Annotated in this window: 22 protein-coding genes, 1 tRNA gene and 1 pseudogene; 14 read left to right on the top strand and 10 right to left on the bottom strand. The window is 71.1% G+C overall.

Translation table 11 applies throughout. The features are described from left to right. Window positions 1-54: 54 nt before the first annotated feature. On the top strand, window positions 55-1635 hold the full coding sequence (locus F0344_RS21715) for an IS1182 family transposase (RefSeq protein WP_185300391.1): 1581 nt from the start codon (window positions 55-57) through the stop codon (window positions 1633-1635). 272 nt (window positions 1636-1907) lie between these two features. Here the strand turns inward: F0344_RS21715 and F0344_RS21710 are convergent, their stop codons facing one another. The 3 genes from F0344_RS21710 to F0344_RS21700 form a co-directional block, all read right to left on the bottom strand. After that, window positions 1908-2810 carry a cellulose-binding protein gene (locus F0344_RS21710; protein WP_185300390.1) on the bottom strand — a complete coding sequence of 301 codons (903 nt, stop codon included), beginning with the start codon at window positions 2808-2810 and terminating at the stop codon, window positions 1908-1910. Window positions 2811-3012: 202 nt separating this feature from the next. After that, window positions 3013-5490, bottom strand: coding sequence for an SUKH-4 family immunity protein (locus F0344_RS21705; RefSeq protein ID WP_185300389.1), 2478 nt, complete (start codon window positions 5488-5490; stop codon window positions 3013-3015). Then, the gene (locus tag F0344_RS21700; protein ID WP_185300388.1) at window positions 5487-6464 is read right to left on the bottom strand and encodes an SMI1/KNR4 family protein; all 978 of its coding nucleotides are present in this window, start codon (window positions 6462-6464) and stop codon (window positions 5487-5489) included. Before F0344_RS21700 ends, F0344_RS21705 begins: the two co-directional genes overlap by 4 nt. 261 nt (window positions 6465-6725) lie before the next feature. On the opposite strand from F0344_RS21700, the gene F0344_RS21695 reads away from it, so the two are divergent. Both F0344_RS21695 and F0344_RS21690 read left to right on the top strand, forming a co-directional pair. After that, window positions 6726-7250: a YwqJ-related putative deaminase gene (locus F0344_RS21695; protein ID WP_185300387.1), complete on the top strand. Its 525-nt coding sequence runs from the start codon at window positions 6726-6728 to the stop codon at window positions 7248-7250. A gap of 10 nt (window positions 7251-7260) precedes the next feature. Beyond that, window positions 7261-7791 (top strand): SUKH-3 domain-containing protein, encoded by a 531-nt coding sequence (locus F0344_RS21690; RefSeq protein ID WP_185300386.1) that lies wholly within the window; start codon window positions 7261-7263, stop codon window positions 7789-7791. Between the two features lie 49 nt (window positions 7792-7840). On the opposite strand, the gene F0344_RS21685 is transcribed toward F0344_RS21690, so the two are convergent. Then, window positions 7841-9157 carry a sensor histidine kinase gene (locus F0344_RS21685; RefSeq protein WP_185300385.1) on the bottom strand — a complete coding sequence of 439 codons (1317 nt, stop codon included), beginning with the start codon at window positions 9155-9157 and terminating at the stop codon, window positions 7841-7843. Window positions 9158-9312: 155 nt separating this feature from the next. Here F0344_RS21685 and F0344_RS21680 point away from each other — a divergent pair, with 155 nt between their 5' ends. The 7 genes from F0344_RS21680 to F0344_RS21650 all read left to right on the top strand — a co-directional run bounded on the left by F0344_RS21680 (window position 9313) and on the right by F0344_RS21650 (window position 15006). Continuing rightward, a complete protein-coding gene (locus F0344_RS21680; RefSeq protein WP_185300384.1) occupies window positions 9313-10182 on the top strand; it encodes a hypothetical protein in 870 nt (289 codons plus the stop codon). Window positions 10183-10193: 11 nt separating this feature from the next. Next, window positions 10194-10264: transfer RNA gene (locus F0344_RS21675), tRNA-Gln, on the top strand. A gap of 108 nt (window positions 10265-10372) precedes the next feature. Continuing rightward, the gene (glmU, locus tag F0344_RS21670; RefSeq protein ID WP_185300383.1) at window positions 10373-11830 is read left to right on the top strand and encodes a bifunctional UDP-N-acetylglucosamine diphosphorylase/glucosamine-1-phosphate N-acetyltransferase GlmU; all 1458 of its coding nucleotides are present in this window, start codon (window positions 10373-10375) and stop codon (window positions 11828-11830) included. Between the two features lie 119 nt (window positions 11831-11949). Further along, window positions 11950-12933: a ribose-phosphate diphosphokinase gene (locus F0344_RS21665; RefSeq protein ID WP_185300382.1), complete on the top strand. Its 984-nt coding sequence runs from the start codon at window positions 11950-11952 to the stop codon at window positions 12931-12933. Window positions 12934-13145: 212 nt separating this feature from the next. Further along, entirely contained in the window at window positions 13146-13733 is a 588-nt protein-coding gene (locus tag F0344_RS21660) for a 50S ribosomal protein L25/general stress protein Ctc (RefSeq protein WP_185300381.1), read from the top strand. Window positions 13734-13866: 133 nt separating this feature from the next. Then, window positions 13867-14460: an aminoacyl-tRNA hydrolase gene (gene pth / locus F0344_RS21655; protein WP_185300380.1), complete on the top strand. Its 594-nt coding sequence runs from the start codon at window positions 13867-13869 to the stop codon at window positions 14458-14460. 75 nt (window positions 14461-14535) lie between these two features. After that, entirely contained in the window at window positions 14536-15006 is a 471-nt protein-coding gene (locus F0344_RS21650) for a hypothetical protein (protein WP_185300379.1), read from the top strand. Between the two features lie 55 nt (window positions 15007-15061). Here F0344_RS21650 and ppc read toward each other — a convergent pair whose 3' ends face one another. Further along, window positions 15062-17791, bottom strand: a complete 2730-nt coding sequence (gene ppc, locus F0344_RS21645; protein ID WP_185300378.1) for a phosphoenolpyruvate carboxylase — start codon at window positions 17789-17791, stop codon at window positions 15062-15064. Window positions 17792-18156: 365 nt separating this feature from the next. Here ppc and F0344_RS21640 point away from each other — a divergent pair, with 365 nt between their 5' ends. From F0344_RS21640 to F0344_RS21630, 3 genes are all read left to right on the top strand, one after another. After that, a complete protein-coding gene (locus F0344_RS21640; RefSeq protein ID WP_185300377.1) occupies window positions 18157-19119 on the top strand; it encodes an acyl-CoA desaturase in 963 nt (320 codons plus the stop codon). Continuing rightward, a complete protein-coding gene (locus tag F0344_RS21635; protein WP_185300376.1) occupies window positions 19116-19802 on the top strand; it encodes a TetR/AcrR family transcriptional regulator in 687 nt (228 codons plus the stop codon). Before F0344_RS21640 ends, F0344_RS21635 begins: the two co-directional genes overlap by 4 nt. 413 nt (window positions 19803-20215) lie before the next feature. After that, window positions 20216-20713, top strand: a complete 498-nt coding sequence (locus F0344_RS21630; protein WP_185300375.1) for a MarR family winged helix-turn-helix transcriptional regulator — start codon at window positions 20216-20218, stop codon at window positions 20711-20713. 150 nt (window positions 20714-20863) lie between these two features. Here the strand turns inward: F0344_RS21630 and F0344_RS21625 are convergent. Next, window positions 20864-21631: pseudogene (locus F0344_RS21625) on the bottom strand (LuxR C-terminal-related transcriptional regulator); the annotation flags it as partial. Between the two features lie 230 nt (window positions 21632-21861). On the opposite strand from F0344_RS21625, the gene F0344_RS21620 reads away from it, so the two are divergent. Then, window positions 21862-22308: a GNAT family N-acetyltransferase gene (locus F0344_RS21620; RefSeq protein WP_185300374.1), complete on the top strand. Its 447-nt coding sequence runs from the start codon at window positions 21862-21864 to the stop codon at window positions 22306-22308. On the opposite strand, the gene galK is transcribed toward F0344_RS21620, so the two are convergent. From galK to F0344_RS21600, 4 genes are all read right to left on the bottom strand, one after another. Next, window positions 22301-23515, bottom strand: a complete 1215-nt coding sequence (galK, locus tag F0344_RS21615) for a galactokinase (protein ID WP_185300373.1) — start codon at window positions 23513-23515, stop codon at window positions 22301-22303. The genes F0344_RS21620 and galK overlap by 8 nt on opposite strands. Further along, window positions 23512-24492: a UDP-glucose 4-epimerase GalE gene (gene galE / locus F0344_RS21610; protein ID WP_185300372.1), complete on the bottom strand. Its 981-nt coding sequence runs from the start codon at window positions 24490-24492 to the stop codon at window positions 23512-23514. The genes galK and galE overlap by 4 nt, the downstream gene beginning before the upstream one ends. Beyond that, window positions 24489-25532: a galactose-1-phosphate uridylyltransferase gene (gene galT, locus F0344_RS21605; RefSeq protein ID WP_185300371.1), complete on the bottom strand. Its 1044-nt coding sequence runs from the start codon at window positions 25530-25532 to the stop codon at window positions 24489-24491. Before galT ends, galE begins: the two co-directional genes overlap by 4 nt. A 169-nt stretch (window positions 25533-25701) precedes the next feature. Further along, the gene (locus tag F0344_RS21600) at window positions 25702-26397 is read right to left on the bottom strand and encodes a helix-turn-helix transcriptional regulator (RefSeq protein ID WP_185300370.1); all 696 of its coding nucleotides are present in this window, start codon (window positions 26395-26397) and stop codon (window positions 25702-25704) included. Between the last annotated feature and the right edge of the window lie 169 nt (window positions 26398-26566).

Genomic DNA, 26566 nt, shown 5'->3' with positions numbered 1-26566 from the left:
GAAAATATTGGGTTCTGGCCCCGCTCCGGGTGGAGTGGGGCCAGTCTTGTGTTCATGCAGGGGGAATGGGCTGGGGAGAGCGTCGGCGAGGACGTGTGGGAGACGTGCCGGGAGTTGATCCCGGCTGGGAGTGTGTTCGCGTTTCTGGCTGAGCATCGCGAGGTCATCTTCCCCGGTGCCATGTTCACGGACATGTATCCCTCGACGAACGGGCGTCCCTCGTTGCCGCCGCAGGTGCTGGCCGCCACGGTGGTGCTCCAGAGCCTGTACGGGCTCTCGGATTTCGAGACGGTGCAGGAGTTGCGCTGCGATCTGCGCTGGAAGGCCGCGTGCGGACTCGGGCTGCATGACACTGCGTTTGATCCGTCATTGTTGACGTATTTCCGTCGTCGACTGCAGCGCTCCGGTGACCCGAACCGGCTGTTCGCGAAGGTCAGGGAGGTCGTCGCGGCCACCGGTGTGCTCAAGGGGAAGCAGCGCCGGGCGCTGGACTCGACGGTGTTGGACGACGCGGTCGCCACCCAGGACACGGTCACTCAGCTGGTCGCCGCGGTCCGCCGGGTGGTCCGCGAGGTCCCGGGCGCCCAGCAGGTCGCCGACCGGTGGTGCACCGCCCACGACTACACCGATCCGGGCAAACCGAAGATCGTCTGGAACGACGAGCAGGCCCGCGCCGATCTGGTCGATGCCCTGGTCACCGACGCACTGAACCTGCTGGGCCGGCTGCCCGAGCAGGAGCTGGGAGAGGCTGCGGCGCACGCGGTCGGCCTTCTCGCGCTGGTCGCCGGGCAGGACGTGGAACCCGTCGACGGCTCCGACGGGCGGGACGGGCGGTGGCGCATCGCCCGTCGCACGGTCTACGACCGCACCGTTTCCACGGTCGATTCCGAGGCCCGGCACATCCACAAGAACCGCTCCCGCCACCAGGAGGGTTTCCGTGCCCATGTGGCGTTCGAGCCCGAGGAAGGGCTGTTCACCGAGGTCGCGCTGACCGCCGGCAGCGGAGCCCACAACCACGAGGCAGCCGTCGCCCGGGATCTCCTCGCCGACGAGGAATCCCCGGTCACAGTCCTGGGCGATGCCGCTTACGGCACCGGCGAGTTACGCGAGCACCTGCAAGAGCAGGGACACCACCTGGTCCTCAAGCCACCACCGCTGCGGCCGGCCGTCCCCGGCGGTTTCACCGCCGACGACTTCGACGTCGACACCACGAACGGGCAGGTCACCTGCCCGGCCGGACACACCGTTCCCCTTGGCCAGGTCCGCCGGGGCGGCGAACGCCAGGCCCAGTTCAAGAAACTGTGCACCGGCTGTCCGCTGCGGGAACACTGCACGAAGTCCAAGACCGGCCGGGTCTTCACCGTCCACGCCAAGTACGACCTGCTCAAGGCCGCCCGTGACGAGGCTGCCACCAGCCCCGGCTGGCAAGCCGAGTACCGGCGTTGGCGGCCACCGGTCGAACGGGCCATCGCCTGGCTCGTCGCACGGGGCAACCGCAGAGTGCCCTACCGCGGCGTCCTGAAGAACGACACCTGGCTCCACCACCGCGCAGCAGCCCTCAACCTCCGCCGACTGATCCACCTCGGACTCACCCGAACCGGCGACACCTGGGCCCTCACCCCGCCCACCGCATAGCGAAAGGGCCGCCCGGCCCACGGCCGGACAGCCCCCACACAAGATCTTCAGCAGCTTTCTAGGCCCTTCGTTTGGATCATGCCGGGCTCGCGCGCCAGCAACTCCCGCTCCTGGGGCCTGAGTTCAGCCTCGATCGCCGCGCGAGCCAATCCGCCCCGCGCCCCCGCGCCTCCTCCAGCAGCTCCTGTCCCGCGGCGGAGAGCCCGACCAGGCCGGCGCCCGGATGCGGGCGCTGACGCGCTCCGCCGCTGGGCCTGCCCACCGGACGCGGGTCAGCTCTCGTCGTCCGCCCCGCCGGCCGCACGGCCCGTGAGCGCCGCGAGCGTGTTGCGCACGTGCGCCATGTGCGCCTGTGCCTCCTCGCGGCCCTCCTCGTGCTCCCGCAGAATCCGCTCGGTCTCCCGCACCACCCGCTCCGCGCGCACCCGGGCCTCCGCGAGCAGTTCGGCCGCCCGCGCCTCGGCGTCCTCCTGGCCGTGCCGGGCGGCCTCCTCGGTCTCCGCGAGCGCGCGCCTCGCCTCCGCGAGGACGGCCTCCGCCCGCTCGTCCAGCTCCGTCTCGCGCACGAGCGCCGCCGTCTCGTCCGCCCCCAGTGCGGCCGCCGCCGCCTTCGACCGCTCGGCCTGCTCCTGCTCCTGACGGGCCAGCACACCGGCCGTCCGGCGCCGGGTCTGCGCCATCACCTCGTCCGCCGCCCCGCGTACCCCGGCGGCCTCCTCGCGTGCCGCGCCGACGGCCCCGTCGGCGGCCTCGCGCGCCGCGGTCAGCACCGCGAGGGCGTGCGCCTCGGCAGCCGCCAGTACCGTCCCGGAGTGCTCACGGGCCGCTTCCCGGGCCGCCCGCCCGGCCGCGTCCGCCGCGTCCCGGAGCCCCTGCCCGTCCTCCTGGGCGGCCCCGCGCAGGGCCTCCGCCTCGCTCTGCGCGAGCGACAGAATCCGCTGGGCCCGCTCACCCAGGGACGCGTACGTCTGCGGAGCCAGCGAGGCGACGGCCTCGGCCAGCCGGCCCGACTCCGCCGTCAGCTCCTCGGCAAGATCCGTCAGCCGGGAAAGCCGCTCCCTGGCGGCGTCGCGCTCCGCGGACAGGGCGGCGACGGTCCGGTCCACCTGCTCCGGACGGTAGCCGCGCCCCCGCACGCCGTCGAAGCCATGCCCGGACACCGGTGCAGCACTCATCCTTGAAGCCCTTCCCTATCCGTCGCTCCGTCACTCCGACCACCAGCAACTCGTCAAGGATGCGGCAATTGATAAAGAAGTCGGAATCGATCAGCCGTATTCAGGACGGAAGCGACGGGCATCACGGAGCGCGAACCGAAAGGCGCCCGGCCCCTTCCGGGTACCGGGCGCCTCCGCCGCGCCTCTCACACAACGGGACAGGTCAGAGCAGTCCGTCCCACATCTGCTCCAGCAGCACCGACCACCAGCTCTCCGGCGACGCGAGCGCCGCCGGATCGAGGGCCGCCAACTGTGCCTGGAAGTCGACGGTCCAGCGGCCCGCCTGCTCCGGGTTGAGCCCGAAGCGCAGCCGCCACATCCGGCCGAGCAGCGCCATCGAGCGCACGAACTCCGGCAGCCCGGTGTTCACGAACTGCGGCGCCACCGACTGCCCGCCCGGCCCCGCCTCGACCGGCACGGCCACGATGTTCGCGGTCCCGTACTGGACACAGATCGCCCGTCCGAAGTCGGACCCCATCACGAGGTAGGAACCCGCGTCGGGCGCCGCCTGCACCTGACGCTGCGCGGCCAGCTCGGCCAGCGTCGGCACGACCGGCCGGCCCGGCTGCGCCCAGAAGAACGGCCCGAAGTCTGCGGGCAGCCCCGCCCACACCAGCGTCCGCCCCACGATGTCGGGCACACCCTGCCGGGACACGGCCCGCTGATCGAAGCGGAGGACGCCCTGCGGGCCGAAGACCCGCACCAGCTCCTCCGCGAGTGCCTCCGGAGGCACGGGCACGGCGGGCTGCACCTGCGGCAGCGGTGCCCGCACCGGCCCCGGCCGCGCCGGGCCGTCGGCGACCTGGTGCAGCTCGCCCTGATGCGTCAGCAGGTGCCGCATGCCCTGCTGACGGCTCGCGTGATCGGCCCCGTACGGCGCGACGCTGGTGATCCGCACCTGCGGCCAGGTCTCACGGATCATCCGCGCGCAGTAACCGCCAGGCAGCTCGCAGGACTCCAGCTCGGTGTGCAGCTCGATGACCTGCTGCGGCGGCACGTTCATGGCCCGCAGCTCGTGCAGCATCTGCCACTCGGGGTGCGGTGTGCCCGGCGCCGAGCGGCGGATCAGCTGCTGCTCGCTGCCGTCGGGCGCACGGAACCGCAGCACGGCCTGGTAGCCGGGCCCGACCGTCGGCACACCGGGCTGCTGCTGCGGATAGCCGTACGCCGGAGGCGGCGGGGTGCGCGGATTCGGCGGTACGGGACCCGGGGCCCCGCCCCGCGGCATCCCGGGCGGACCGGGCGGAGCAGGCGGACCGGGCGGGGCCGGGGTCCGGGGGCCGCCCGGTCCGGCGTCGGCGAACATCGTCGCCGCATGGTGCACCCCGCCACCGGGCGGCGGCGTCGAACCAGGAGCACCCGGGGCGCCGGGAGGACCGGGCGGACCGGGAGGCTGCGGCGCACCGGGCGGACCGGGCGGCCCAGGAGGCTGCGGCGCACCGGGCACGCCGGGCGGGCCGGGCGGGCGGGGTCCGCCGGGTCCGGCGTCGGCGAACATCGTCGCCGCATGGTGCATCCCGCCACCGGGCGGCGGCGTCGAACCGGGCGGACCGGGCGGCCCGGGAGGCTGCGGCGCACCGGGCGGGCCGAGCTGCGAGACGAGCTGGGTCGGCAGGTAGCCGCCCGCCGGAACACCGGGCGTACCCGGTCCCGAAGGCGGCGGCGTGGGTCCCGGACGCATGCCCGGGGTGCCGGGGGCACCGGGCGGCGGCGGGGGCGCGGAACCCGTCCCCCGCGCCCCACGCGGAGGTACGACGGCCTTGCTGGTGGCCGCGTCCGCGATGTCACCGCCGGGATGAGAAGGCACGGCAGGACCGGGTCCACCCGCACCGGGCGCACCCAGCGCAGGGGACACCGCGGTCCGAGGCAGCTGACTGCCGCCGGAAATCAGCGCGGTGGGTGCCTCGGCCGGTACGACCGGCGGCGGGGTCTCCTCGTCGTCGGCTCCCGAGAGCGCCGGTGCGAACACCGTGACCGGCAGGCCTACCGCACCCTCGTCCGGGTCGGCGTTGGTGTCGGTACCCGCCCACGGGGTGGCCCCGGCGGACGCGGCGGGTGAGGTGGCGGGCACACCGTCGGCGGCCGTGGGCTCGTAGTCGCCCTGACCGCCTCCGGCGGGCCACGCCGTCGCCGAACCCCCGGAAGAAGACGCACCACCCGGCGAACCACCCGAAGACGCACCACCCGAAGACGCACCACCCGAAGACGCACCAACGGAGGGCACCCCGTCACCGCCGCCCGGCTCCGCCCGCCGGTCGGGAATCCCCAGCTTGTCGGCGGCCTCCTGAAGCCACTCGGGAGGGCTCAGCAGGAACGACGTCTGGTTCAGGTCGATCCGCTGCGGCGGCACCGGAGCGGCCGGTGCCCCGCCGGACGCGCCGTACTCCTCCTCGTACCGCCGGATCACCTCACCCACCGGCAGCCCGGGCCACAGCGTGGCCTCACCGCTGTCGCGGGCGATCACGAGCCGCTGGCGCCCGCCGTCCGAGACGGGGCCCTCCGCCCGGTCCTCGGCCCACACCACGAAGCCCAGCTCGAACTCGCGTACCCGCACCTCGCGGTGCTGATAAGCGGGCACGTCGCCGTTGACCCACTCGTCCGCTCGTTCCTGCGCCTGCGCGAAGGTCACCACCGCGCTCACCCCTCCACCGGGACGGCGCGCGCGAAGCCGCCGTCCACCATCAGGTTCGCCACGGTCTCCAGCTCCGGCGGATTGCCCGCCAGCCGCTGGAGGAAGGCGTCGAAGTCCGCACCGCAGGGCAGCAGCAGCCGGTCCACCCGGTCCTGCACGCTCCAGCCGTCCTGGTCCCGGGCGTCGTCGTACGGACAGAACCAGACCGAGCCGGTGTCCTGGCCCCGCACCTTCACCGCGAGGATGCCGCCCTGGACGAAGCCGACGCCCAGGTAGTCCTTCGTGAAGTGGTCCCGCAAGCACTTGTTGACGTACAGCAGGTCGTTCACCGCGGCCTCTTCACGCACCGTGAAGAACGGCTGGTCGACCAGGAGACCGAGCTCGGCGTCGAGCGCCGCGCCGACCGGAGCCGAACCGCCCGCGGCCTTGAGGAACGAGCGGTACGCACCCGGCAGCCTGTACCCGAGGTCCTCCTCGATGCCCAGCACCTGCTGCTCGCTCACCGCCACCGAACCCTTGGGCAGCCGGAAATGCGGAGGCCGCGTCTCCTGGAGCGGCCGGGTGCCGCGCCGGTTGTGATCGACCTGAGCCGTCGCCATGCCGCCGTGATGACGCAGCAGCGCCTTCACCTCGACCGGCACGAGCTCCATCCGCCGGCCGCCCGGCACGTGATGCCAGGTCCAGCCGTGCGGGGTCGCCACCGGGGCGATCGTGCCCCACAGCTCATGGCCGCTCGCCGCCATCGCGGCGTTCGCCGACACGTAGTCGGTGAGCCGCAGCTCGTCGATGCCGAAGCCCGGGGGCGGATCGGCGATCTCGGTGGCGGCACGCGCGTACGGTGTGAGTTCCGGACAGCCGTTCCCGTCCATGCGCACACCTCTGGGGTGGCGGGACGCCCGGACCGGGTCCGGGAAATGTACGACCTGCCCGGCGTAGGCCGCATTCGGTGGCGCGGCTTGCTGCCCGAGCCGACCTGTCGTCATGGCGGTTGCCCCCTGCTGCGTCCGGTGATTCCCCCCAGCCTATGCGGTGGGGCAACAGGGGGACCCGCCCCTCCGCTTCGGTCACCAACCGTCACAGCCGTGTGACGGACGAGCGACGGGTCTGCCACTTCGGGCGACACGCGGACACGTTTCACCGACCCAGCTTCCCCAGCCCCCAGCACATTTGGCAGGCTGTCACCGCAACTCGGGGGCGTGCACACCTGCAGCTACCGCTGCCGGCACGGGAGGGATGCAAGCACCATGAACGCAGCACCGCCAGTCACATCCGGGGATCCAAGGCTCAGCTGGAGCAGCACCGAGGCCGGCCGTACACCGCATCTGCACCACCGCCGCGACGGCATCCTGCCGGCCGTGGCCGCCGCCCTGTCCGTCCGCGGCGAGACACTGACCTGCACGGCGGGCAAGGGCGACCGCCCGCCGGTGCTCCATCCGCTCGTGCAGGACTTCCTGGACACCCTCACCAGCGGACAGCGCGAACGCTTCACCGGCCGCTGCCCCGAAGCGATACTGCTGTCGCGGCAGCTCACCGCCACCGACGACAGCCGGTCCAAGCGGGCCCAGCGCAAGCCGCTGACCAACGGAGAGGCGCGGCGCGCCCTGAAGCACTCCCGCATCACCGCCCGGCGCATCCGCGAGGACGGCGACCCGCTGCACGGCAGCTATGCCGCACCCTGCCGCTCCTGCTCGGCGATGCTCGCGCACTTCGGCGTACGTCCCGTCGACCTCACCGCCGCCGGGGCCGCCACCACCGCAGAGAAGGGCTGACGGCACCCCGATGCAGGACCGAACCGGGCGCTCCGCCCCCCTCGACACCCCGACCGACCGGCACGCCACCACCCGCTTCCCCGTCGCGGTCGACGCCGCCCTGCGCCAGGCGGGCTGGCAGCCGGGGCGCTGGGACATCCGGCAGGCCGAGGAGTGGGCCGACGCACTGCGCTCCCACACCTCTCCGGCCGGCCACCGGCACGCCGTGTTCCCGGCGGCGGTCGAGGCCTGGGCCGAATTCGGCGCCCTGCACATCTCGGCGGCCGCGCCCGGCCGGCAGATCGCGCCCGCCGCCGTACGCGTCGACCCGCTGAGCGGGCTGCACCTGGCCCGCACCCTCGGCGATCTGGGGCGGGCGCTGGAGACCGAGATCAGCCCGCTGGGCGAGGAGGGCGACGGGCAGGCGGTGCTCGCGATCGACATCGAGGGCCGCGTCTACAGCATCGACCACACCGGCGACTGGTATCTCGGCGCGGACATCGACCAGGCGCTGGCGACGCTGGTCACGGGCGTCCAGCCGGACCGTCTGACCTCGGGCTGACGGCCGACGGCTCCGACAGTTCCGTCGTCCCGTCAGTTCCGTCGGCGGTCTACGCGCCGGGCTCGGCCGGCAGGACCGCCGACACCCGGAAGCCGCCCGCGTCCGTCGGCCCGGACACGAAGACGCCGCCGAGCCCGAGCACCCGCTCCCGCATGCCCACCAGGCCGTTCCCGCCACTGGGCAGCCCGGCGTCGGCCGTGCCGCCGTCCGAGGGGCCGTTCTCCACCTGCATGGCGACCTCCGCACCGCGATGCGCGAGCCTCACCCAGGCCTTCGCGCCCGCCGCGTGCTTGTGCACGTTCGTCAGGGCCTCCTGCACCACCCGGTACGCGGTCTGCTCGACCTCCGGCGTGTACGGGCGCAGTTCGCCCTGCACCGACAGTTCGACCGTCATCCCGGCCTCCCGGGACTGAGCGACGAGCGACTCGACCTCGTCCAGCCGGGGCCCGTCCTCGGCTGCGGCCGCCGCCGCAGCAGCCGCCGCGCGGCCCACCGACGCGAGAGGGACCCGGCCCGTGGGCGGGGCCGACAGCGTGTCCCCGCTGCGCAGCACACCCAGCATCTCGCGCAGTTCCGTCAGTGCCTGCCGGCCCATGTCGCCCACCAAAGCCGCGTTCCGCACGGCCTTCGCCGGGTCCTTCGGGGCGACCGCCTGGAGCGCCGCCGCGTGCACGACCATCAGGCTCACCCGGTGCGCGACCACGTCGTGCATCTCGCGGGCGATCCGGGTCCGTTCCTCCGTGCGCGCCCATTCGGCCCGTTCCTCGGCGCGGTCGGCCAGGAGCGACAGCTCGCGTTCCAGCGAGTCCGCGCGCTCCCGCAGGCTCTCCATGAGCCGTCTTCGCGCCCCTATATAGAGGCCGAACAGCAGGGGCGGCGCGGCCAGCCCCAGGGACATGAAGAGGGACACCAGCGGTACGTACCAGTCACCCGGGCCGAAATCGGCGCCCTCGGCAACGCCCTGGCGCAGCCGTACGTAGGTGACGACGAAGGTGCCGACCAGCGACATCCCCGTCAGCACGCCGGTGATCCGGCGCGGCACGTCGGACGCGGCCAGCGTGTAGAGGCCGACGACGGCCATCAGGAAGCCCATCTCGGCCGGTGTCATCGCGATCGACACCAGCACCACGGCGATCGGCCACCGTCTTCGCACCAGCAGCACCGACCCCGCCACCAGCCCGAACAGCACACCGACCGGCACCGGCAACCCGGTGTCGCCGGCGAACACCACCCCTTCCAGCGCACACTCCAGCGCCGAAGCCGACGCCAGTCCCACGTCCAGGGCGACACTGCGCCGCCGCCCCCACCACCAGTAGCCGCGGGTGGTCGGTCCCGCCGCTTCCCGGTCTGCCCCCGTTGCGGTCATGGCGTCCAGCCTACGGGCGGACGCACCTCATTTTCGGGTGACGCGAACAGCACGTACCGCAGTCGAACAGAAGCAGAACAGGGATTGATCGCCGGAAATGGTGAATCGACCACCCATTCGACCCGGACGTCCGCATTCCGGACGACGCTTGTCACATGACGGAAATCGCCAGCAAGTACGCCGACTTCGAGGGGCTCCGCGCACAGGCGGTAGCCCTGCGCCGGGAGGGGCTCAGCCGCCGCCAGATCCGCGACCGCATGCGACTGCACAACAACGAAATCCTCAACCGCCTCCTGGAGGGCGAGCCCGCCCCGGAATGGACGAAGCGCCCCAACGCCAAGGACGACCTGCGCGAGCAGGCGCGCGAGCTGCGACTTCAGGGCATGACGTACGACCAGATCCAGGTGGAGCTGGGGTGCTCGAAGAGTTCGGTCTCCCTGTGGGTGCGGGACCTGCCGAAGCCCGCACCACGGACGCGAGAAGCGGCATCAGCGATCGCCAAGAAGGGTTGGGCGGCCACGCTCGAACGCCGCGAGGTCGAGCGCAAGCAGACTCAGGAAGCCGCCCGCAAGGAAACGGCCCCCCTGAGCGATCGCGAACTGTTCCTTCTCGGCGTCGGCCTCTACTGGGCCGAAGGGACCAAGTCCAAGCCCCACCGCCGCCAGGAACGCGTCAGCTTCATCAACAGCGACCCCGACATGATCGGCGTCTATCTCGCATGGCTCCGCCTGCTCGGCGTGACGACCGAGCGACTCAGGTTCCACGTTCACATTCACGAGTCAGCCGACGCGGCCGAAGCGGAGCGCTTCTGGAGAGAGTTCGTCCATGCGGACAGTTCACGTTTCGGCAAGACGTCACTGAAGACCCACAACCCCAAGACCAACCGGAAGAACGTGGGCGAAAACTATCGGGGATGCCTGGTCATTCACGTGTTGCAGAGTGCTGACCTTTACCGTCGCATCGAAGGCTGGTGGTACGGCATAGTAGGGGCTGCGCTCACACCCGAGCAGAGAAATCGGGCATAAAGCGCAAGCTATCCCGGGTCGTCTAATGGCAGGACAAATGGTTTTGGTCCATTGAATGAGGGTTCGATTCCTTCCCCGGGAGCCCTTCTGCGCGGTCCCGACCTCCACGGTCGGGGCCCGCACTCGTTTCCGGCACGCACACCCCCGGTATCCTGCGGATGTCCACCACCCGAAGCCGAAGGGCACATCCGTGAGCGCCACCAGCCCGGCAGCCGTAGTCGTCCTCGCAGCGGGTGAGGGCACCCGCATGAAGTCGAAGACCCCCAAGGTCCTGCACGAGATCTCCGGGCGCTCGCTCGTCGGACATGTCGTCGCCGCCTCCCGTGAACTCGCCCCCGAGCACCTCGTCGTGGTCGTCGGCCACGCCGCCGAGCGGGTCACCGCCCATCTCTCCGCGGGCGACGCCCCTGTACGCACCGCGTTCCAGGCCGAGCAGAACGGCACCGGACACGCCGTCCGGATGGGCCTCGAAGAACTCGGCGGGACCGTCGGGGGCACCGTGATCGTCGTCTGCGGCGACACCCCGCTGCTCTCCGGCGAGACCCTCGCCGCACTCGCCGCCACGCACGACGCCGACGCCAACGCCGTCACCGTGCTCACCGCGGAGGTCCCGGACTCCACCGGCTACGGCCGCATCGTCCGCGACGCGGCCAGCGGAGCCGTCACCGAGATCGTCGAGCACAAGGACGCCACCGCCGCCCAGCGGGCCATCCTGGAGATCAACTCCGGAGTGTTCGCCTTCGACGGGCGTCTGCTCGCGGACGCGCTCGGCAAGGTCCGCACGGACAACAGCCAGGGCGAGGAGTACCTCACCGACGTGCTGTCCATCCTGCGCGAGGCCGGACACCGCGTGGGTGCCTCGATCGCCGCGGACCACCGCGAGATCCTCGGCATCAACAACCGGGTCCAGCTGGCCGAGGCCCGCCGGCTGCTCAACGAACGGCTCCTGGAACGCGCCATGATGGCCGGCGTGACGGTCGTCGACCCGGCCTCGACCCTGATCGACGCCACCGTCACGTACGAGCCGGACGCGATCGTGCACCCCGGCACCCAGCTGTTCGGCACGACGCATCTCGCCGAGGACTCCGAGGTCGGCCCCAACTCCCGGCTCAAGGACACGATCGTCCACGCGGGCGCCCGCGTGGACAACACCGTCACGGACGGGGCGGAGGTCGGGCCCGGTGCGACGGTCGGCCCGTTCGCCTACCTGCGGCCCGGCACGCGGCTCGGCGCGAAGGCCAAGGCCGGTACGTACGTGGAGATGAAGAACGCCACGATCGGCGAGGGCACGAAGGTCCCGCACCTGAGCTACGTCGGTGACGCGACCATCGGCGACCACACCAACATCGGCGCGGCCAGCGTCTTCGTGAACTACGACGGCGTAGCCAAGCACCACACCACCATCGGCTCCCACTGCCGCACCGGCTCCGACAATATGTTTGTGGCGCCTGTCACGGTCGGGGACGGCGCCTACACCGCGGCGGGCTCGGTCATCACCAAGGACGTACCGGCCGGTTCGCTGGCCGTCGCCCGGGGCCAGCAGCGGAATATCGAGGGTTGGGTGGCCAGGAAGCGTCCGGGAAGCGCCGCCGCGCAGGCCGCCCAGGCCACCCAGGCCGCTGCCCAGGACACCGACGGCGAAAGCTGACCGGAAACAGGCACGCCGGACACGGCGTACCGTGATAGATGCTCACCCATTTCGGCTGGCTCGTTGCACATCGGGACCTATGCGTGCGGCGCCAGATACACGTCTGAGGAGACTGTGCTGTGACCGGGATCAAGACGACCGGCGAGAAGAAACTGATGTTCTTCTCCGGCCGCGCCCACCCCGAGCTGGCCGAGGAGGTCGCACACCAGTTGGGTGTCGGTCTCGTGCCGACGAAGGCTTTCGATTTCGCCAACGGTGAGATCTATGTGCGCTTCCAGGAATCCGCCCGCGGCGCCGACTGCTTCCTGATCCAGAGCCACACGGCTCCGATCAACAAGTGGATCATGGAGCAGCTGATCATGCTGGACGCGCTGAAGCGCGCTTCGGCCCGTTCGATCACGGTGATCGTGCCGTTCTACGGCTACGCCCGCCAGGACAAGAAGCACCGCGGCCGCGAGCCGATCTCGGCCCGTCTGATCGCCGACCTCATGAAGACGGCGGGTGCCGACCGCATCCTGACCGTGGATCTGCACACCGACCAGATCCAGGGCTTCTTCGACGGCCCGGTCGACCACCTCTTCGCGCTGCCGATCCTCGCCGACTACGTCGGTGCCAAGGTCGACCGCTCGAAGCTGACGATCGTGTCCCCGGACGCCGGCCGCGTACGGGTCGCCGACCGCTGGTGCGACCGCCTGGACGCCCCGCTGGCGATCGTCCACAAGCGCCGCGACAAGGACGTACCGAACCAGGTCAGCGTCCACGAGGTCGTCGGCAACGTGAAGGGCCGGGTCTGTGTCCTGGTCGACGACATGATCGACACCGGTGGCACCATCTGCGCCGCCGCCGACGCCCTGTTCGCGCACGGTGCCGAGGACGTCATAGTGACCGCGACGCACGGTGTGCTGTCCGGTCCCGCCGCGGACCGTCTGAAGAACTCCAAGGTCAGCGAGTTCGTCTTCACGGACACCCTGCCGACCCCGGGCGAGCTGGAGATCGACAAGATCACCGTGCTGTCGATCGCGCCGACGATCGCCCGCGCGGTGCGTGAGGTGTTCGAGGACGGTTCGGTGACGAGCCTCTTCGAGGAGCAGGAAAACTACTAGCGCAACCGCGGCGCCGAAGAGGCGCCGAAGCGGTGCGGAAGATCCACTTTGGGTGCGGCCTCCCCGCCGGGTAGACTCAGCGAGTTGCTCGGCGAGGGAGGCCGTACCCGTTGGTACGGCGATCCGTTATCGACGCGCTCTTCGTAGCAGGCGGCCTGTCGTACCGGGCCGGGTGACGTCCGACTTTTTCGTCATCTCACGAGGAGTGCACCATGGCCGAGATCAAGCTCGCCGCTCAGGTCCGTACCGAGTTCGGCAAGGGCGCCGCCCGCCGTACCCGCCGTGCCAACCTGGTTCCCGCGGTCATCTACGGCCACGGCGCCGAGTCCGTCCACATCAACCTGCCGGCCCACGAGCTGCAGCTCGCGCTCCGCACCGCCAACGTCCTCATCGGTCTCGAGATCGACGGCAAGGACGCCCTGGTCATCCCGAAGGCCGTGCAGCGCAACGCCATCAAGGGCAACATCGAGCACGTCGACCTGCTGACCGTCACGCGCGGCGAGAAGGTCAACGTCGAGATCGCCGTGCACGTCGAGGGCGACCTGGCCCCGGGCGGCAACCTCCTGGAGTACGTGCAGAACACCCTGCTCGTCGAGGCCGAGGCCACCCACATCCCCGAGTCCGTCACGGTCTCCATCGCGGGCCTCGACGCCGGTGACTCGATCCTCGCCAAGGACATCCCGCTGCCCAAGGGTTCCGTGCTGGCCGGCGACGAGGACGCCATCGTGCTCCAGATCGTCGCCGCGCAGGCCGAGGAGCCGGCCGCCGAGGGCACCGAGGCCGCCACCACCGAGGCCTGAGTCCCACCCGGCGCGAAGTAGCGCCACTGCTTCACTGCTTCACTTACGGGGCGGCGGACCCTTACCGGGCCCGCCGCCCCGTTCGCCTGTAACCGGCGCGATCAGCCGACGTACGCGAGGAGACCGAGCGCAGATGTCCGATGCCACCGACCCCTGGCTCATCGTGGGCCTGGGCAATCCGGGTCCCGAGTACGCCGCGAACCGGCACAACGTCGGCTTCATGGTCGCCGACCTGCTCGCCGAACGGATCGGCGGGAAGTTCAAGCGGGCGCAAAAGGCCCAGGCGCAGATCGTCGAGGGCCGGATGGGACCGCCCGGACCCGCGAGCCGCCGGGTGATCCTGGCCAAGCCCATGTCGTACATGAATCTGTCGGGCGGACCCGTCACGGCGCTGCGGGACTTCTACAAGGTGCCGACGGATCACATCGTGGCCGTGCACGACGAGCTGGACATCGACTTCGGCGTGCTGCGGCTGAAGCTGGGCGGCGGTGACAACGGGCACAACGGGCTGAAGTCGATGACGAAGGCGATGGGCCCCGACTACCACCGCGTCAGGTTCGGGATCGGCCGGCCGCCGGGCCGGATGCAGGTGGCCGACTTCGTACTGAAGGACTTCTCGTCCACGGAGCGCAAGGAACTCGCCTTCGAGGTGGACCGGGCGGCGGACTCGGTGGAGTCGCTGCTCGCCGATGGTCTGGAGCGGGCGCAGACCACGTACAACACCTGACATTGGCGCCGATCCCGGGATCAATTCCGGCCACAGGTTGACCGAGAGCATGTGTCTGCCCAAAGATCTGCCCCCATGAAGCGGAGCTCCTCCCACCGCCTGGTGTCCCACGGGCGTATCGCCGCCGCGGGCTGCATCGTGCTGCTGATGCTCGTCGCGGGTGTGTGGTCGTCGTGGAACACCGCGCACCATGTCGTGCTGTCCAAGGGCCGCGAACACGGCACCATGACGGTGACCGGGTGCGGCGAGACGGCGTGCGCCGGGTCGTACGTACCGGATCGGGATTCGCCGCAGCGTGCCCGGGTGACGATCGTGAAGTCCGTCGCCGCGGAGAAGGGCGACCGGTTCCCGGTGGTGGTCAAGCCCGGCACCGGCGAGGTCGTCCGCACCGGTACGGCGGGCTTCCTGCACGCCTGGGTGCCGTTCGGCGGTGCGCTGCTGCTGTCCGCCCTCCTGATCGCGGGCGGTCTGCGGATGCCCCGGGCCGCCTGGGGGACCGCGGCCGCGGGCGCGGCCCTGCTGACGGCGACGTTCCTCGCCCTCTGACAGAACCGCACCCGCGCCTGAGTGGATCAGCCGGTAGCCGGTCGGCCGGTACCGGTCAGCCGGTGTTGCGCAGACCCGCCGCGACACCGTTCACGGTGAGCAGCAGGGCCCGTGCGAGCAGCGGGTCGGCCGCTTCGCCCCGCTCGGCCGCCTGGCGCTGGCGGGCCAGCAGCGAGACCTGGAGGTAGGAGATCGGGTCCAGGTAGGCGTCACGGATGGCGAACGTCTGCTGGAGCACGGGGCTCGTGCCGAGCAGCTCGGTGCCGCCGGTGACCTTCAGGACCTCGCTCACGGTGAGCGCGTGCTCGGCCTCGATGTCGTCGAAGACGTGCTTGAGCTCGTCCGGCACGAGGGTGTCGACGTAGTGCCGGGCGATCCGCAGGTCCGTCTTGGCGAGCGTCATCTCGACGTTGGAGATGAAGTTCTGGAAGAAGTGCCACTGGCCGTGCATCTCTTCCAGGACGGAGCCCAGACCGGCCTCGCGCAGAGCCTTGAGACCGGAGCCGACGCCGTACCAGCCGGGCACGATCTGCCGCGACTGGGTCCAGCCGAAGACCCACGGGATGGCGCGCAGGCCGTCGAGCGAGACGCCCGAGCCGGGGCGGCGGGAGGGCCGCGAGCCCAGGTGCAGGTCGGCGAGCTGGTCCACCGGGGTGGAGGCGAGGAAGTACGTCGGCAGGTCGGGGTCCTCGACCAGCTTGCGGTAGGCCGCGTGCGCGGCGTCGGAGACCGTGTCCATGGCCGCGTCCCAGCGTGCCAGGGCCTCGTCGGACTGGCGGGGCGCGGTGTGCAGCGCGGACGCCTGGAGGGTGGCCGCGACGGTCAGCTCCAGGTTCTCCCGGGCGAGCGCGGGGATGAGGTACTTGTCGGAGATGACCTCGCCCTGCTCGGTCACCTTGATCTCGCCCTCCAGCGTGCCCCACGGCTGCGCGAGGATCGCGTCGTGCGAGGGGCCGCCGCCGCGGCCGACGGTGCCGCCGCGGCCGTGGAAGAGACGCAGCCGTACGCCGTAGCGGTGGGCGACGTCACGCAGCCTGCGCTGGGCCCGGTGGATCTCCCACTGCGAGGTGGTGATGCCGCCGAACTTGGAGGAGTCGCTGTAGCCGAGCATGACCTCCTGGACGTCGCCCCGGAGGGAGACGAGCCGGCGGTACGAGGGGTCGGCGAGCATCTCGTCGAGGATGACGTCGGCGGCGCGCAGCTCGTCGGTCGTCTCCAGGAGCGGCACGATGCCGATCTTGGCCCAGCCGCCGTGCAGATCGAGCAGTCCGGCCTCGCGGGCCAGGACGGCGGCTGCGAAGACGTCGTCGGCGCCCTGGCACATCGAGATGATGTAGGACTCGATGACCTCGGGGCCGAAGCGTTCGAAGGCTTCCTTGATGGTGTGGAAGACGCCGAGGGTCTTCTCGCCCGCGGCGTCCAGCGGTGCGGGGGTCGGGGCGAGCGGGCGACGGGAGCGCAGCTCCTTCGCGAGGAGCTTCTGCCGGTAGTCGCGCGGCATGTCGGCGTAGCGCCAGGACTCCTCGCCGAGCCGGTCGAAGAGCTGGCCGAGGGCGTGGTGGTGGGCGTCGGCGTGCTCGCGTACGTCCATGGTGGCGAGCTGCAGCCCGAACGCGGACAGGGTGCGGATGGTGCGGTTCATCCGGCCGTCGGCGAAGAGCCCGCCCTTGTGCTCGCGCAGCGAGGTCTGGATCAGGGCCAGGTCCGTGATGAGCTCGGCGGTGCCGAGGTAGTCGCAGCCGGGACGGTGCGGGGTGCCGGTGGCGAGGCGCTCGCGGGTGTTGACGAGCTTCTGCCGGATGCAGGTGGCCTTGAGGCGGTAGGGCTCCTCGGCGTTCAGCCGCTTGTAGCGGGGGCTGATCTCGGGGAGGCGTTCCAGGTCCGCCTGGAGGGAGTCCAGCAGCTCGTCGGTGGCGCCGGTGTAACGGATGGAGTTGGAGAGCAGGCCGCGCAGGTAGTCGATGAGTTCGAGTGCGTCGGTGATGCCGTGCTCGTGCTGGAGGATCAGCACTTCCCAGGTGACGGCGGGCGTCACGTTCGGGTTGCCGTCGCGGTCGCCGCCGATCCAGGTGCCGAAGGTGAGCGGGCGGGTGCCCGCGGGCAGCTCGACGCCGACGCGCTCCAGCTCGGCGGCCAGGTCCTCCAGGACGTCGCCGACGGCGTTGGCGTGCAGTTCGTCCAGGTAGTAGATCGCGTTGCGCGCCTCGTCGGCGGGCTCCGGCCGCACCACACGCAGCTCGTCGGTCTGCCAGATGAGGTCGATGCTCTCGGCGAGCCGCAGGTCGTGGCGGCGCCGGTCGGCTTCGATGACGGGGGTGTCGAGCAGCTCCGCGATGCGGCGGAGCTTGTTCAGTACGGAGCGCCGCGCGGCCTCGGTGGGGTGCGCGGTGAAGACGGGGCGCACGTTGAGGTTCTTGACGGTCTCGCGCAGGTGCTGCGGGTCGGCGTCCTTGAGCATGTCGGCGGTGCGGGCGAGGAGCCCGCCCTCGACGGCCCGGCGGTCGCGCATCTCGTGGGCGCGGTGGACCTGCTCGGTGACGTTGGCGAGGTGGAAGTAGGTGGAGAAGGCGCGCACGAGCTGCGCGGCGGTGTACAGGTCCGTGTCGCCCAGCAGCTCGGCGGCGGCCTCTCCATCGGTACGGGTCAGGGCACGTACGCGCTCGACGAGGTCGAGGAGCTCCTGGCCCTCCTGCCGTACGAGCGTCTCGCCCAGCAGATCACCGAGGCGGCGGATGTCGGCACGCAGCTCGGGGCTGGCGGCGGGGGTCTGGTCGGCACTGCTCACAGGTGCGGCTCCTTGCAGTGAATAGAGGAGGTGCGTCGCGCAAGCGTCTCCCCGTAAGGGTGGTGGCGGGAGACGGGTGGGCACGTCTGTCAGGGGGTCCGGGGTGCAGCGGTGCGTCGCCACCCCGGGAATGCAGAGTGCGGACCGCGCTGTCCGACTCTCTCAGGATAGGTGGCCGGGCCGTCGGCATGCCGCGCAGCCCTTACGGGTGTCCGCACCCGGGGTCCGCTCGGGTGTCCTCGTAACGGCCGCGGCCCGCTGCTCTCGTGCTGCGGCCTTTAGCGCTGCCATACTTACCAGGCCGTAGGTTACGGAAGCGTAGCCTGCACAATCCGTCGCACTTCTCACCCCACAGGGGACTCCCCATGCCCACCCGCCCCAATGTGACCGACGATCCTGTCCTTCCCCCCGCCACGCTCGGCGGCGACAAGAAGCGATCCGTAGAGCAGATCGCCCTGCTCGTGTTCATCGTGGTGCCGTTCGTGGCCCTCCTGGCGGCAGTGCCGCTGACCTGGGGCCGCGGCGTCAGCTGGCTCGACCTGGGTCTGCTGGTCACGATGTACTACATCGGCTGCCACGGCATCACGATCGGCTTCCACCGCTACTTCACGCACGGCGCCTTCAAGGCGAAGCGTCCGCTCCGTATCGCCCTGGCCGTCGCGGGTTCGCTGGCGGTCGAAGGTCCGCTGGTGCGCTGGGTGGCCGACCACCGCAAGCACCACCGGTTCTCCGACGCCGAGGGCGACCCCCACTCGCCGTGGCGCTTCGGCGAGACGCTGCCGGCCCTGATGAAGGGGCTGTGGTGGGCGCACATCGGCTGGATGTTCGACGAGGAGCGGACCTCGCAGGAGAAGTACGCGCCCGACCTGATCAGGGACCCGGCGATCCGCGGCATCTCCCGCCACTTCCTCACCTTCACCATCGTGTCGCTGGCCATCCCGCCGCTCGTCGGTGGTCTCGTGACGATGTCCTGGTGGGGTGCCTTCACGGCGTTCTTCTGGGGCTCCCTGGTACGGGTCGCCCTGCTGCACCACGTCACGTGGTCGATCAACTCGATCTGCCACGCGGTAGGCAAGCGCCCCTTCAAGTCCCGTGACCGGTCGGGGAACGTGTGGTGGCTGGCCGTCCTGTCCTGCGGGGAGTCCTGGCACAACCTGCACCACGCGGACCCGACGAGCGCGCGCCACGGAGTGATGAAGGGCCAGATCGACTCAAGTGCCCGCCTGATCCGCTGGTTCGAGCAGCTGGGCTGGGCGTCCGACGTGCGCTGGCCGGACCAGGCCCGTATCGACGCCCGCCGCAACCCCGCGCCCGCCGACGCGGCATGATTGACGACGTGGCGACCGACGGCAGCACAGGCAGCGAGAAGAGCAGACCCTCCCCCGTCCGCCGGACCCGACGGGTCCGGATGACCGGCAAGGAGCGCCGCGAGCAGCTGCTGGACATCGGCCGCGCCCTCTTCGCCGACAAGGGTTTCGAAGGCACGTCCGTCGAGGAGATCGCGGCCCGCGCCGGGGTCTCCAAGCCGGTCGTGTACGAACACTTCGGCGGCAAGGAGGGCCTGTACGCCGTCGTGGTGGACCGCGAGATGCGCCAGCTCCTGGACATGGTGAATGGCGCCCTGACCGCCGGTCACCCGCGGGAGCTGCTGGAGCAGGCGGCGTTCGCCCTGCTCGACTACATCGAGATGTACACGGACGGCTTCCGGATCCTGGTCCGGGACTCCCCCGTCGCGCAGTCCACCGGTACGTTCGCGTCGCTGATCAGTGACATCGCCACGCAGGTCGAGGACATTCTGGGCCTGGAGTTCAAAGCACGCGGTTTCGATCCGAAGCTGGCGCCGCTCTACGCGCAGGCCCTGGTCGGCATGGTCGCGCTGACCGGTCAGTGGTGGCTGGACGTCCGCAAGCCGAAGAAGGCGGAGGTCGCGGCGCATCTCGTGAACCTCTGCTGGCACGGCCTGGAGAACCTCGAAGCCAAGCCCCGTCTGATAGGCCACCGCAAGAACTGACGACCCCTGCCTCGGGCGTCGGCGACGGGCCGCGTACCCCCTGGTTCCCGGGGGTGCGCGGCCCGTCTCGTCGAGTACGAGGCGAGCAGGCGCGTCCCGTCGCGCCAGGACCTCACCATGCCCGAACTGGGCATGAGCCGCTCCATCACCGTTGCGCTGTCCCGTAACGCTCAGGCGGCCGTCGTCAGTGTGATCGACGAGGGGCGGGGCCGTTGACCCGTAGGCCGGGGTGGGCCTTCTTCGCGGGGTGGGAGGCGGCCTCAGGGGCGGGTGCGGTGGTCCGTGTGGCGCAGGTACTGCTGCGGATCCCAGAGGGGTGCGGTCATGGGGCCAGGATGATCCCCAAGCATCTTGACGTCAAGAGACTCGAATTCAAGAGACTCCATGTCGACAGACCCTCTACACTGATCCACATGGAGGACGAGGTCGACCGACTGGTCGCAGCATGGCGCCGTGAGCGCCCCGACCTCGACGTGGAACCACTCGAGGTGCTGAGCCGCGTCTCCCGCCTGGCCCGCCACCTCGACCGGGCCCGCAGGATCGCCTTCGCCGAGCACAATCTGGAGCCGTGGGAGTTCGACGTCCTGACGTCGCTGCGGCGCGCGGGCGCCCCGTACCAGCTCTCCCCCGGCCAGCTGCTGACCCAGACCCTGGTCACCTCGGGCACGATGACCAACCGCATCGACCGGCTGACCAAGAAGAATCTCGTCGAGCGCCTCCCCGATCCGAGCGACCGGCGCGGCGTACTCGTACGGCTGACCGCCGAGGGCCAGGACAAGGCCGACCAGTCACTGGCCGGCCTCCTCGATCAGGAACGCGCGATCCTGGGGCAGCTCTCCCGCCAGCAGCGCGGCGAACTGGCCGGACTGCTACGCCAGTTGACCGCCCCGTTCGACAACGTGCCCGGCTAGGTCCTGTCTGGAGTTCCCCCGCGGCGTCGCGGCGTCCGGCACCGCCGCCTCCGGCGTTGTCGTCAGTCGCGAGGGCTCCGCCATCGCTCCCTCCTCCGCCTTGGATTCGACGGCACCGGACGCCGCTCCTTCTCCCGCGCTGGAACTCCAGACAGAACCTAGGGCCGGGGCGGCCGAGAGGTCGGCCGGTCCGACACCCGCCCGGCGCGCCAGCGCCACCGCGGCCAGTGTCGAGTGCACACCCAGCTTCCCCAGCACGTTCTGCATATGCGTACGCACCGTGTGCGGGGACAGGAAGAGACGCTCCGCGACCGCCTTGCGGCCCAGCCCCGCCACCATGCACCGCAGCACCTCGCACTCGCGCGGGGTCAGCGACCCGATGAGCCGCTCGCTCTCCGTACGGTGCTTGCGCGCCGCCGTCAGCTCCCGCAGGACACCGGTGAGCAGCGCGGGCGGCAGATGGGTCTCGTCGCGCAGAACACCCCGGATCACCGCGAGCAGCCGCTGCAGCGAGCAGTCCTTGGCCACCCAGCCGGAGGCGCCGGCCTGGAGCGCCGCCGCCGCGCGGCGCGGATCGTCCCGCTCGGCGAGCACCACCGTACGCACGGACGGCCGGCCCGCGCGGACTCCGGCGACCAGCGAGATGCCGTCGACCAGGCCGTTCTCCCCGCTCTTCGGTGCGGGGACGGCGCGGGCGGCCCCCGCCGCCAGGATGCCCAGTTCGGCATCGATCAGCAGCACGTCGTACGGACGGCCCTCACCGACCGCGCGCTCCACACAGCGCAGCGCGGCCGGACCACTGCCCGCAGCCGCCACGTCGACGTCCGGTTCGGCCGCGAGGGCCGCCGCGAGCGACTCGGCGAAGATGCGGTGGTCATCGACCACCAGAACCCGGATACGAGCCACAGAAACCCCCATCGTGGGGGACCGACAGCTACGGGTGCGACGCCCTGAACGTTCCGGTGGACCCCGGTACACGGCCGCCGCCGTACACCGGCTGCCACCAGTCCCGGGCGCCGCACCCGGCTGTCTCGCTCCCCTGAATCGGCACCGGCCCCCACCGGTGCTGAGCATCAGCGTACGGGCGGGGGCCGGGAGCGGAAGCGAATTCGCGGAACTGGTCGGCCGCGATGTTTAGGGTGTGTTTCATGTTCCGTCTTGAGACAGAAGTAGACAAAGAACGTCGCATTCTGCTGAGCGGTCGACTGCGTGATGACAACAAAGCGGCGTCACCCGAGCTCCGCGCCCTGCTCGCCACCCCCGCCGAACACGAAGGGCCCCTGGAAGTATGGGTGCTGGACCAGGAAGGCGGCATCGTCGGGGGCCTGACCGGACGGACCTGGGCGCACTGGCTCCATGTCCATCTGCTCTGGGTGGAGGCGAGCCACCGCCGGCTCGGCCTGGGGGCGCGACTGCTGACCGAGGCCGAACGAGTGGCCCGCACCGAACGGTTCTGCACGCGCTCCCGGCTGGAGACCTGGGACTTCCAGGCCCCCGTCTTCTACCGGAGGCAGGGGTACGAGGTGGCCGGGCGGATCGACGACTACCCGCCCGGCGTCACCGAGTTCATCCTGGTCAAGCAGCTCGTCAGCTGAGCCTGCGCGCCCCCGCCGACGGCACTGCGGGGAAGACGCCGGGCGCTGCGTGGCCGGCCGAAAGGAACGCCTCCCGAACGGACTTGGTGATCGGCTCGGCGTCCGCCTCCTCCACCAGCACGATCGCCGAACCGCCGAACCCGCCGCCGGTCATCCGGGCGCCGAGCGCCCCCGCCGCGTTCGCCGTGGCGACCACCAGGTCCAACTCCGGGCAGGAGACCCGCAGATCGTCGCGGAGGGAGATGTGGCCCTCGTTGAGGACCGGGCCCGCCGCACGCACCTCGCCCGCGTCGAGCAGCGCGATGACCTGCTCGACCCGGTGGTTGTCGCCGACGACATGCCGTACGTAGCGCACGACGGACTCGTCGGCGCCTGCCTCGGCCAGCGTGTCGAGCGCGGCACCGAGTCCCTCGTACGGGAGCTCGCGCAGCGTCCGGATGCCGAGCAGCCGGGCGCCCTCCTCGCAGCCGGCGCGCCGCTCCGCGTACGCCCCGTCGCCCAGGGCGTGCTTGACCCGGGTGTCGACGACCAGCAGCTGCAGCCCGTGCGAGGCCAGGTCGAAGGGGACCTGGCGCTGGGTGAGGTCGCGGGTGTCGAGGTACAGGGCGTGACCGTCGGTGCAGCAGGCCGAGGCCATCTGGTCCATGACGCCGCAGGGGACGCCGACGAACGCGTTCTCCGCGCGCTGCCCGAGCACGGCCAGTTCGGCGGGGCTCAGACCCAGCTCGAACAGGTCGTTCAGGGCGAGCGCGGTGACCACTTCGAGAGCGGCGGACGAGGAGAGCCCGGCGCCGGTCGGGACGGTGGAGGTGAGCTGGATGTCGGCGCCGGTGACCAGGTGGCCCGCCTCGCGCAGGGCCCAGAGGACGCCGGCCGGGTAGGCCGCCCAGCCGTGGCCCTCGTGCGGGGCCAGCTCGTCGACGCGGAGCTGGACGACGCCGCCGGGTACGTCGGTGGAGTGCAGCCGCAGCTCCCCGTCGGTGCGGCGGGCGACGGCGGCGAGCGCGGTGTGCGGGAGTGCGAGCGGCATCACGAAGCCGTCGTTGAAGTCGGTGTACTCACCGATCAGGTTCACCCGTCCGGGCGCGGCCCAGACCCCGTCGGGAGCCTTTCCGTACAGCTCGGTGAAGGTGGCCCTGACGGCCTCGACGGCCTCGACCGTGTCGGAGACCTCGGAGACCTTGGAGGAAGCGGTTTCGGATGTCATGGGGCGCGGTGCTCCTCTCGGCGGGCGAAGTCCCAGGCGTCGGCGACGATGCCGGCCAGATCGGCGCGGGACGGCTGCCAGCCGAGGCGCTCCCCGGCGGTGGCGGCGGAGGCGACGAGAACGGCCGGGTCGCCGGCGCGCCGGGGGGCCGGGGTCTCGGGGACGGGGTGGCCGGTGACCTGCCGGACGGTCTCGATGACCTCGCGTACGGAGAAGCCGTTGCCGTTGCCCAGGTTGCAGATCAGGTGCTCGCCGGGGGCGGCGGCGTCCAGGGCGAGGAGGTGGGCGTCGGCGAGGTCGGCGACGTGGATGTAGTCGCGGACGCAGGTGCCGTCGGGGGTCGGGTAGTCGTTCCCGTACACGGAGATCGTCTCGCGCCGGCCCAGGGCGACCTGGAGGACGAGCGGGATGAGGTGCGACTCGGGATGGTGGCGCTCGCCCGAACTCCCGTACGCGCCAGCCACGTTGAAGTAGCGCAGCGAGACGGCGGCCAGACCGTGGGCGGCGGCCTCCCCGGTGATCATGTGGTCGACGGCGAGCTTGCTCGCGCCGTACGGGTTGGTCGGCGCGGTCGGGAACGCCTCGGTGACGGGGCTGGAGGCGGGCTCGCCGTAGGTCGCCGCGGTGGAGGAGAAGACCAGGGTCCGTACGCCCGCGTCGCGCATCGCGGCGAGCAGGGCGGTGGTCCCGCCGACGTTGTTCACCCAGTACTTCTCCGGGTCGACGACGGACTCGCCGACCTGGGAGTACGCGGCGAAGTGCAGCACGCCGTCGTACGAGGCGTCCAGCCACTTGGCGGCGTCCTGAACGCGGCCCTCGATGAACTCGGCCCCTGCCGGCACGCCCTCCCGGAAACCGGTCGAGAGGTCGTCCAGCACGGTCACCGCGTGACCGGCCTCCAGCAGGTGCGCGGCGACCACACTGCCGACGTATCCCGCACCGCCGGTCACCAGGTACTTCTTCCGGGAGTTGCTCACTCGCTCGCTACCTCTCGCAGTCTCTGGGCCGCGGCCTCCGGCGGCACGTCGTTGATGAATGCGCTCATACCGGATTCGGAGCCCGCGAGGAACTTCAGCTTGCCCGAGGTCCGCCGAATGGTGAAAAGCTCCAGATGGAGCGCGAAGTCCTCTCGGCCCGGCACCCGGAACGGGGCCTGGTGCCAGGCGGAGATGTACGGGGTCGGCGGCTCGGCGGGGCCGAAGATCCGGTCGAATCTCCTCAAGAGTTCCAGATAGATCTGTGGGAACTCTGTGCGGGCCGCCTCGCCGAGGTCCCGCAGATCGGCGACGCGGTGGCGCGGGTACAGATGCACCTCGTACGGCCAGTGCGCCGCGTACGGCACGAAGGCCACCCAGTGTTCGCCGGACAGGACCACACGGTCCCCGTCCGTGAGCTCGCGGGCCACCACGTCGTCGAAGAGGTTGCGGCCGGTCTCCTCGCGGTGCTCGCGCGCCGAGCGAAGCATCAGCTCGGTGCGCGGCGTGACGAAGGGGTAGCCGTAGACCTGCCCGTGCGGATGGCCGAGGGTGACGCCGATCTCGGCGCCCCGGTTCTCGAAGCAGAAGACCTGGGTGACCTGGTCGAGCTCGGCCAGGTCGGCGGTGCGGTCGGTCCACGCCTCCAGCACCACGGCCGCCTGCTCCCCGGTGAGGTCGGCGAAGGAGGCGCTGTGGTCGGAGGTGAAGCAGACGACCTCGCAGCGGCCCGCGTCCCCCGCCAGGGACGGGAAGCGGTTCTCGAAGACGGCCACGTCGTAGTGACTGTCGGGGATCTCGCTCAGTCGGCCGTCCTCGGAGGGGCAGAGCGGGCACTCGTCGGCCGGCGGGTGGTAGGTGCGCCCCTGCCGGTGCGAGGCGATGGCGACGCTGTCACCGAGCAGCGCGTCGCGGCGGACCTCGGACGAGGTCGAGACGGCGTCGAGCGGTCTGCGGTCGACGGCATCGCGGACGATGTCGTCAGCGATGTCGTAATAGATGAGCTCACGGCCGTCGGCGAGACTCGTAACCGTCTTCTTCACCAGGTTCCTCCAAACATAACCGCACACAATGAATCACAATCCAACAGGCGCGTCAACGAGCCCGCGCACATGGGCCTGCGTGTGCCGTGTGTGGCTGTGCGTGGATGGGTGAGGTCAGGCGCGTGGGCAGAGCGAAGACCGCTCGATGCCTCACAGTCGTTCCGCCGGCTCAGGCGGGGAGGTCCGGCCCCTGCGGCGTGTCCAGGACCGCCCGGTCCAGCAGCCCGGTACGGGCGGCGAGCGCCGCGGCCTCCAGGCGGGATCCGACGCCCAGCTTCATCAGTACGCGCTGGACGTGCGTACGCGCGGTGCTCGACGCGATACCCATGCCGGTCGCGATCAGCCGGGTGTCCTCGCCCTCCGCGACCCGCACCAGCACCTCGACCTCGCGCGGGGTGAGCATCCGCAGCAGCCGCTGACCCTCGTCGTCCGGCTGCGCCGCCGGGTTGAGCAGCTCCGCGAACGCCGACCTGAGCAGTTGCGGCGCGACGGCCGCCTCGCCCGCCCTGGCCTTGGTGATCGCCCGCTCGACGCCCTCTATGCGCTCGTCGTGACGGACGTAACCGGCGGCCCCCGCCGCGAACGCGGCCGCGATGCCGCGCGGGCTCGGTACGGGTCCGAGCACCACGACCGCCACCTGGGGGCGCTCCCGCCCGATCCGGGCGATCGGGTCGAACGTGCCCGGCTCCGCGGGCGTGGCCGTACCGAACAGGCAGACCTCCGGCGCGCGGCTGATGACCAGTTCGGCGGCCCCGGACGTGGGCGCGGCCGCGGCGAGCACCCGGTGGCCGCGCAGCTTCAGCGCCGAGGCGAGTGCCTCGGCGAGCAGGCGGTGATCGTCGACCACCATGAGCCGCACGCTCATCGAGCAACCCCCATGTACCCCGTATGCCCCTGCGAGCCCGACCCCCCGGCCGTGACCCGGCAAGCTACACGCTTGTTCGCCCCAGCGCGCCTCTTACCGGCCAGACGCCTTCAATTCGCTGTCTTCCGTCCGAAGAAGTCGATTTGACGCCGCGTCATGTCCGGTATCA

It is taken from the genome of Streptomyces finlayi, from assembly GCF_014216315.1.
Lineage (GTDB): Bacteria > Actinomycetota > Actinomycetes > Streptomycetales > Streptomycetaceae > Streptomyces > Streptomyces finlayi_A.
Note: the sequence above shows the minus strand (reverse complement) of the source record. Positions and strands in the feature narration are given on the sequence as shown.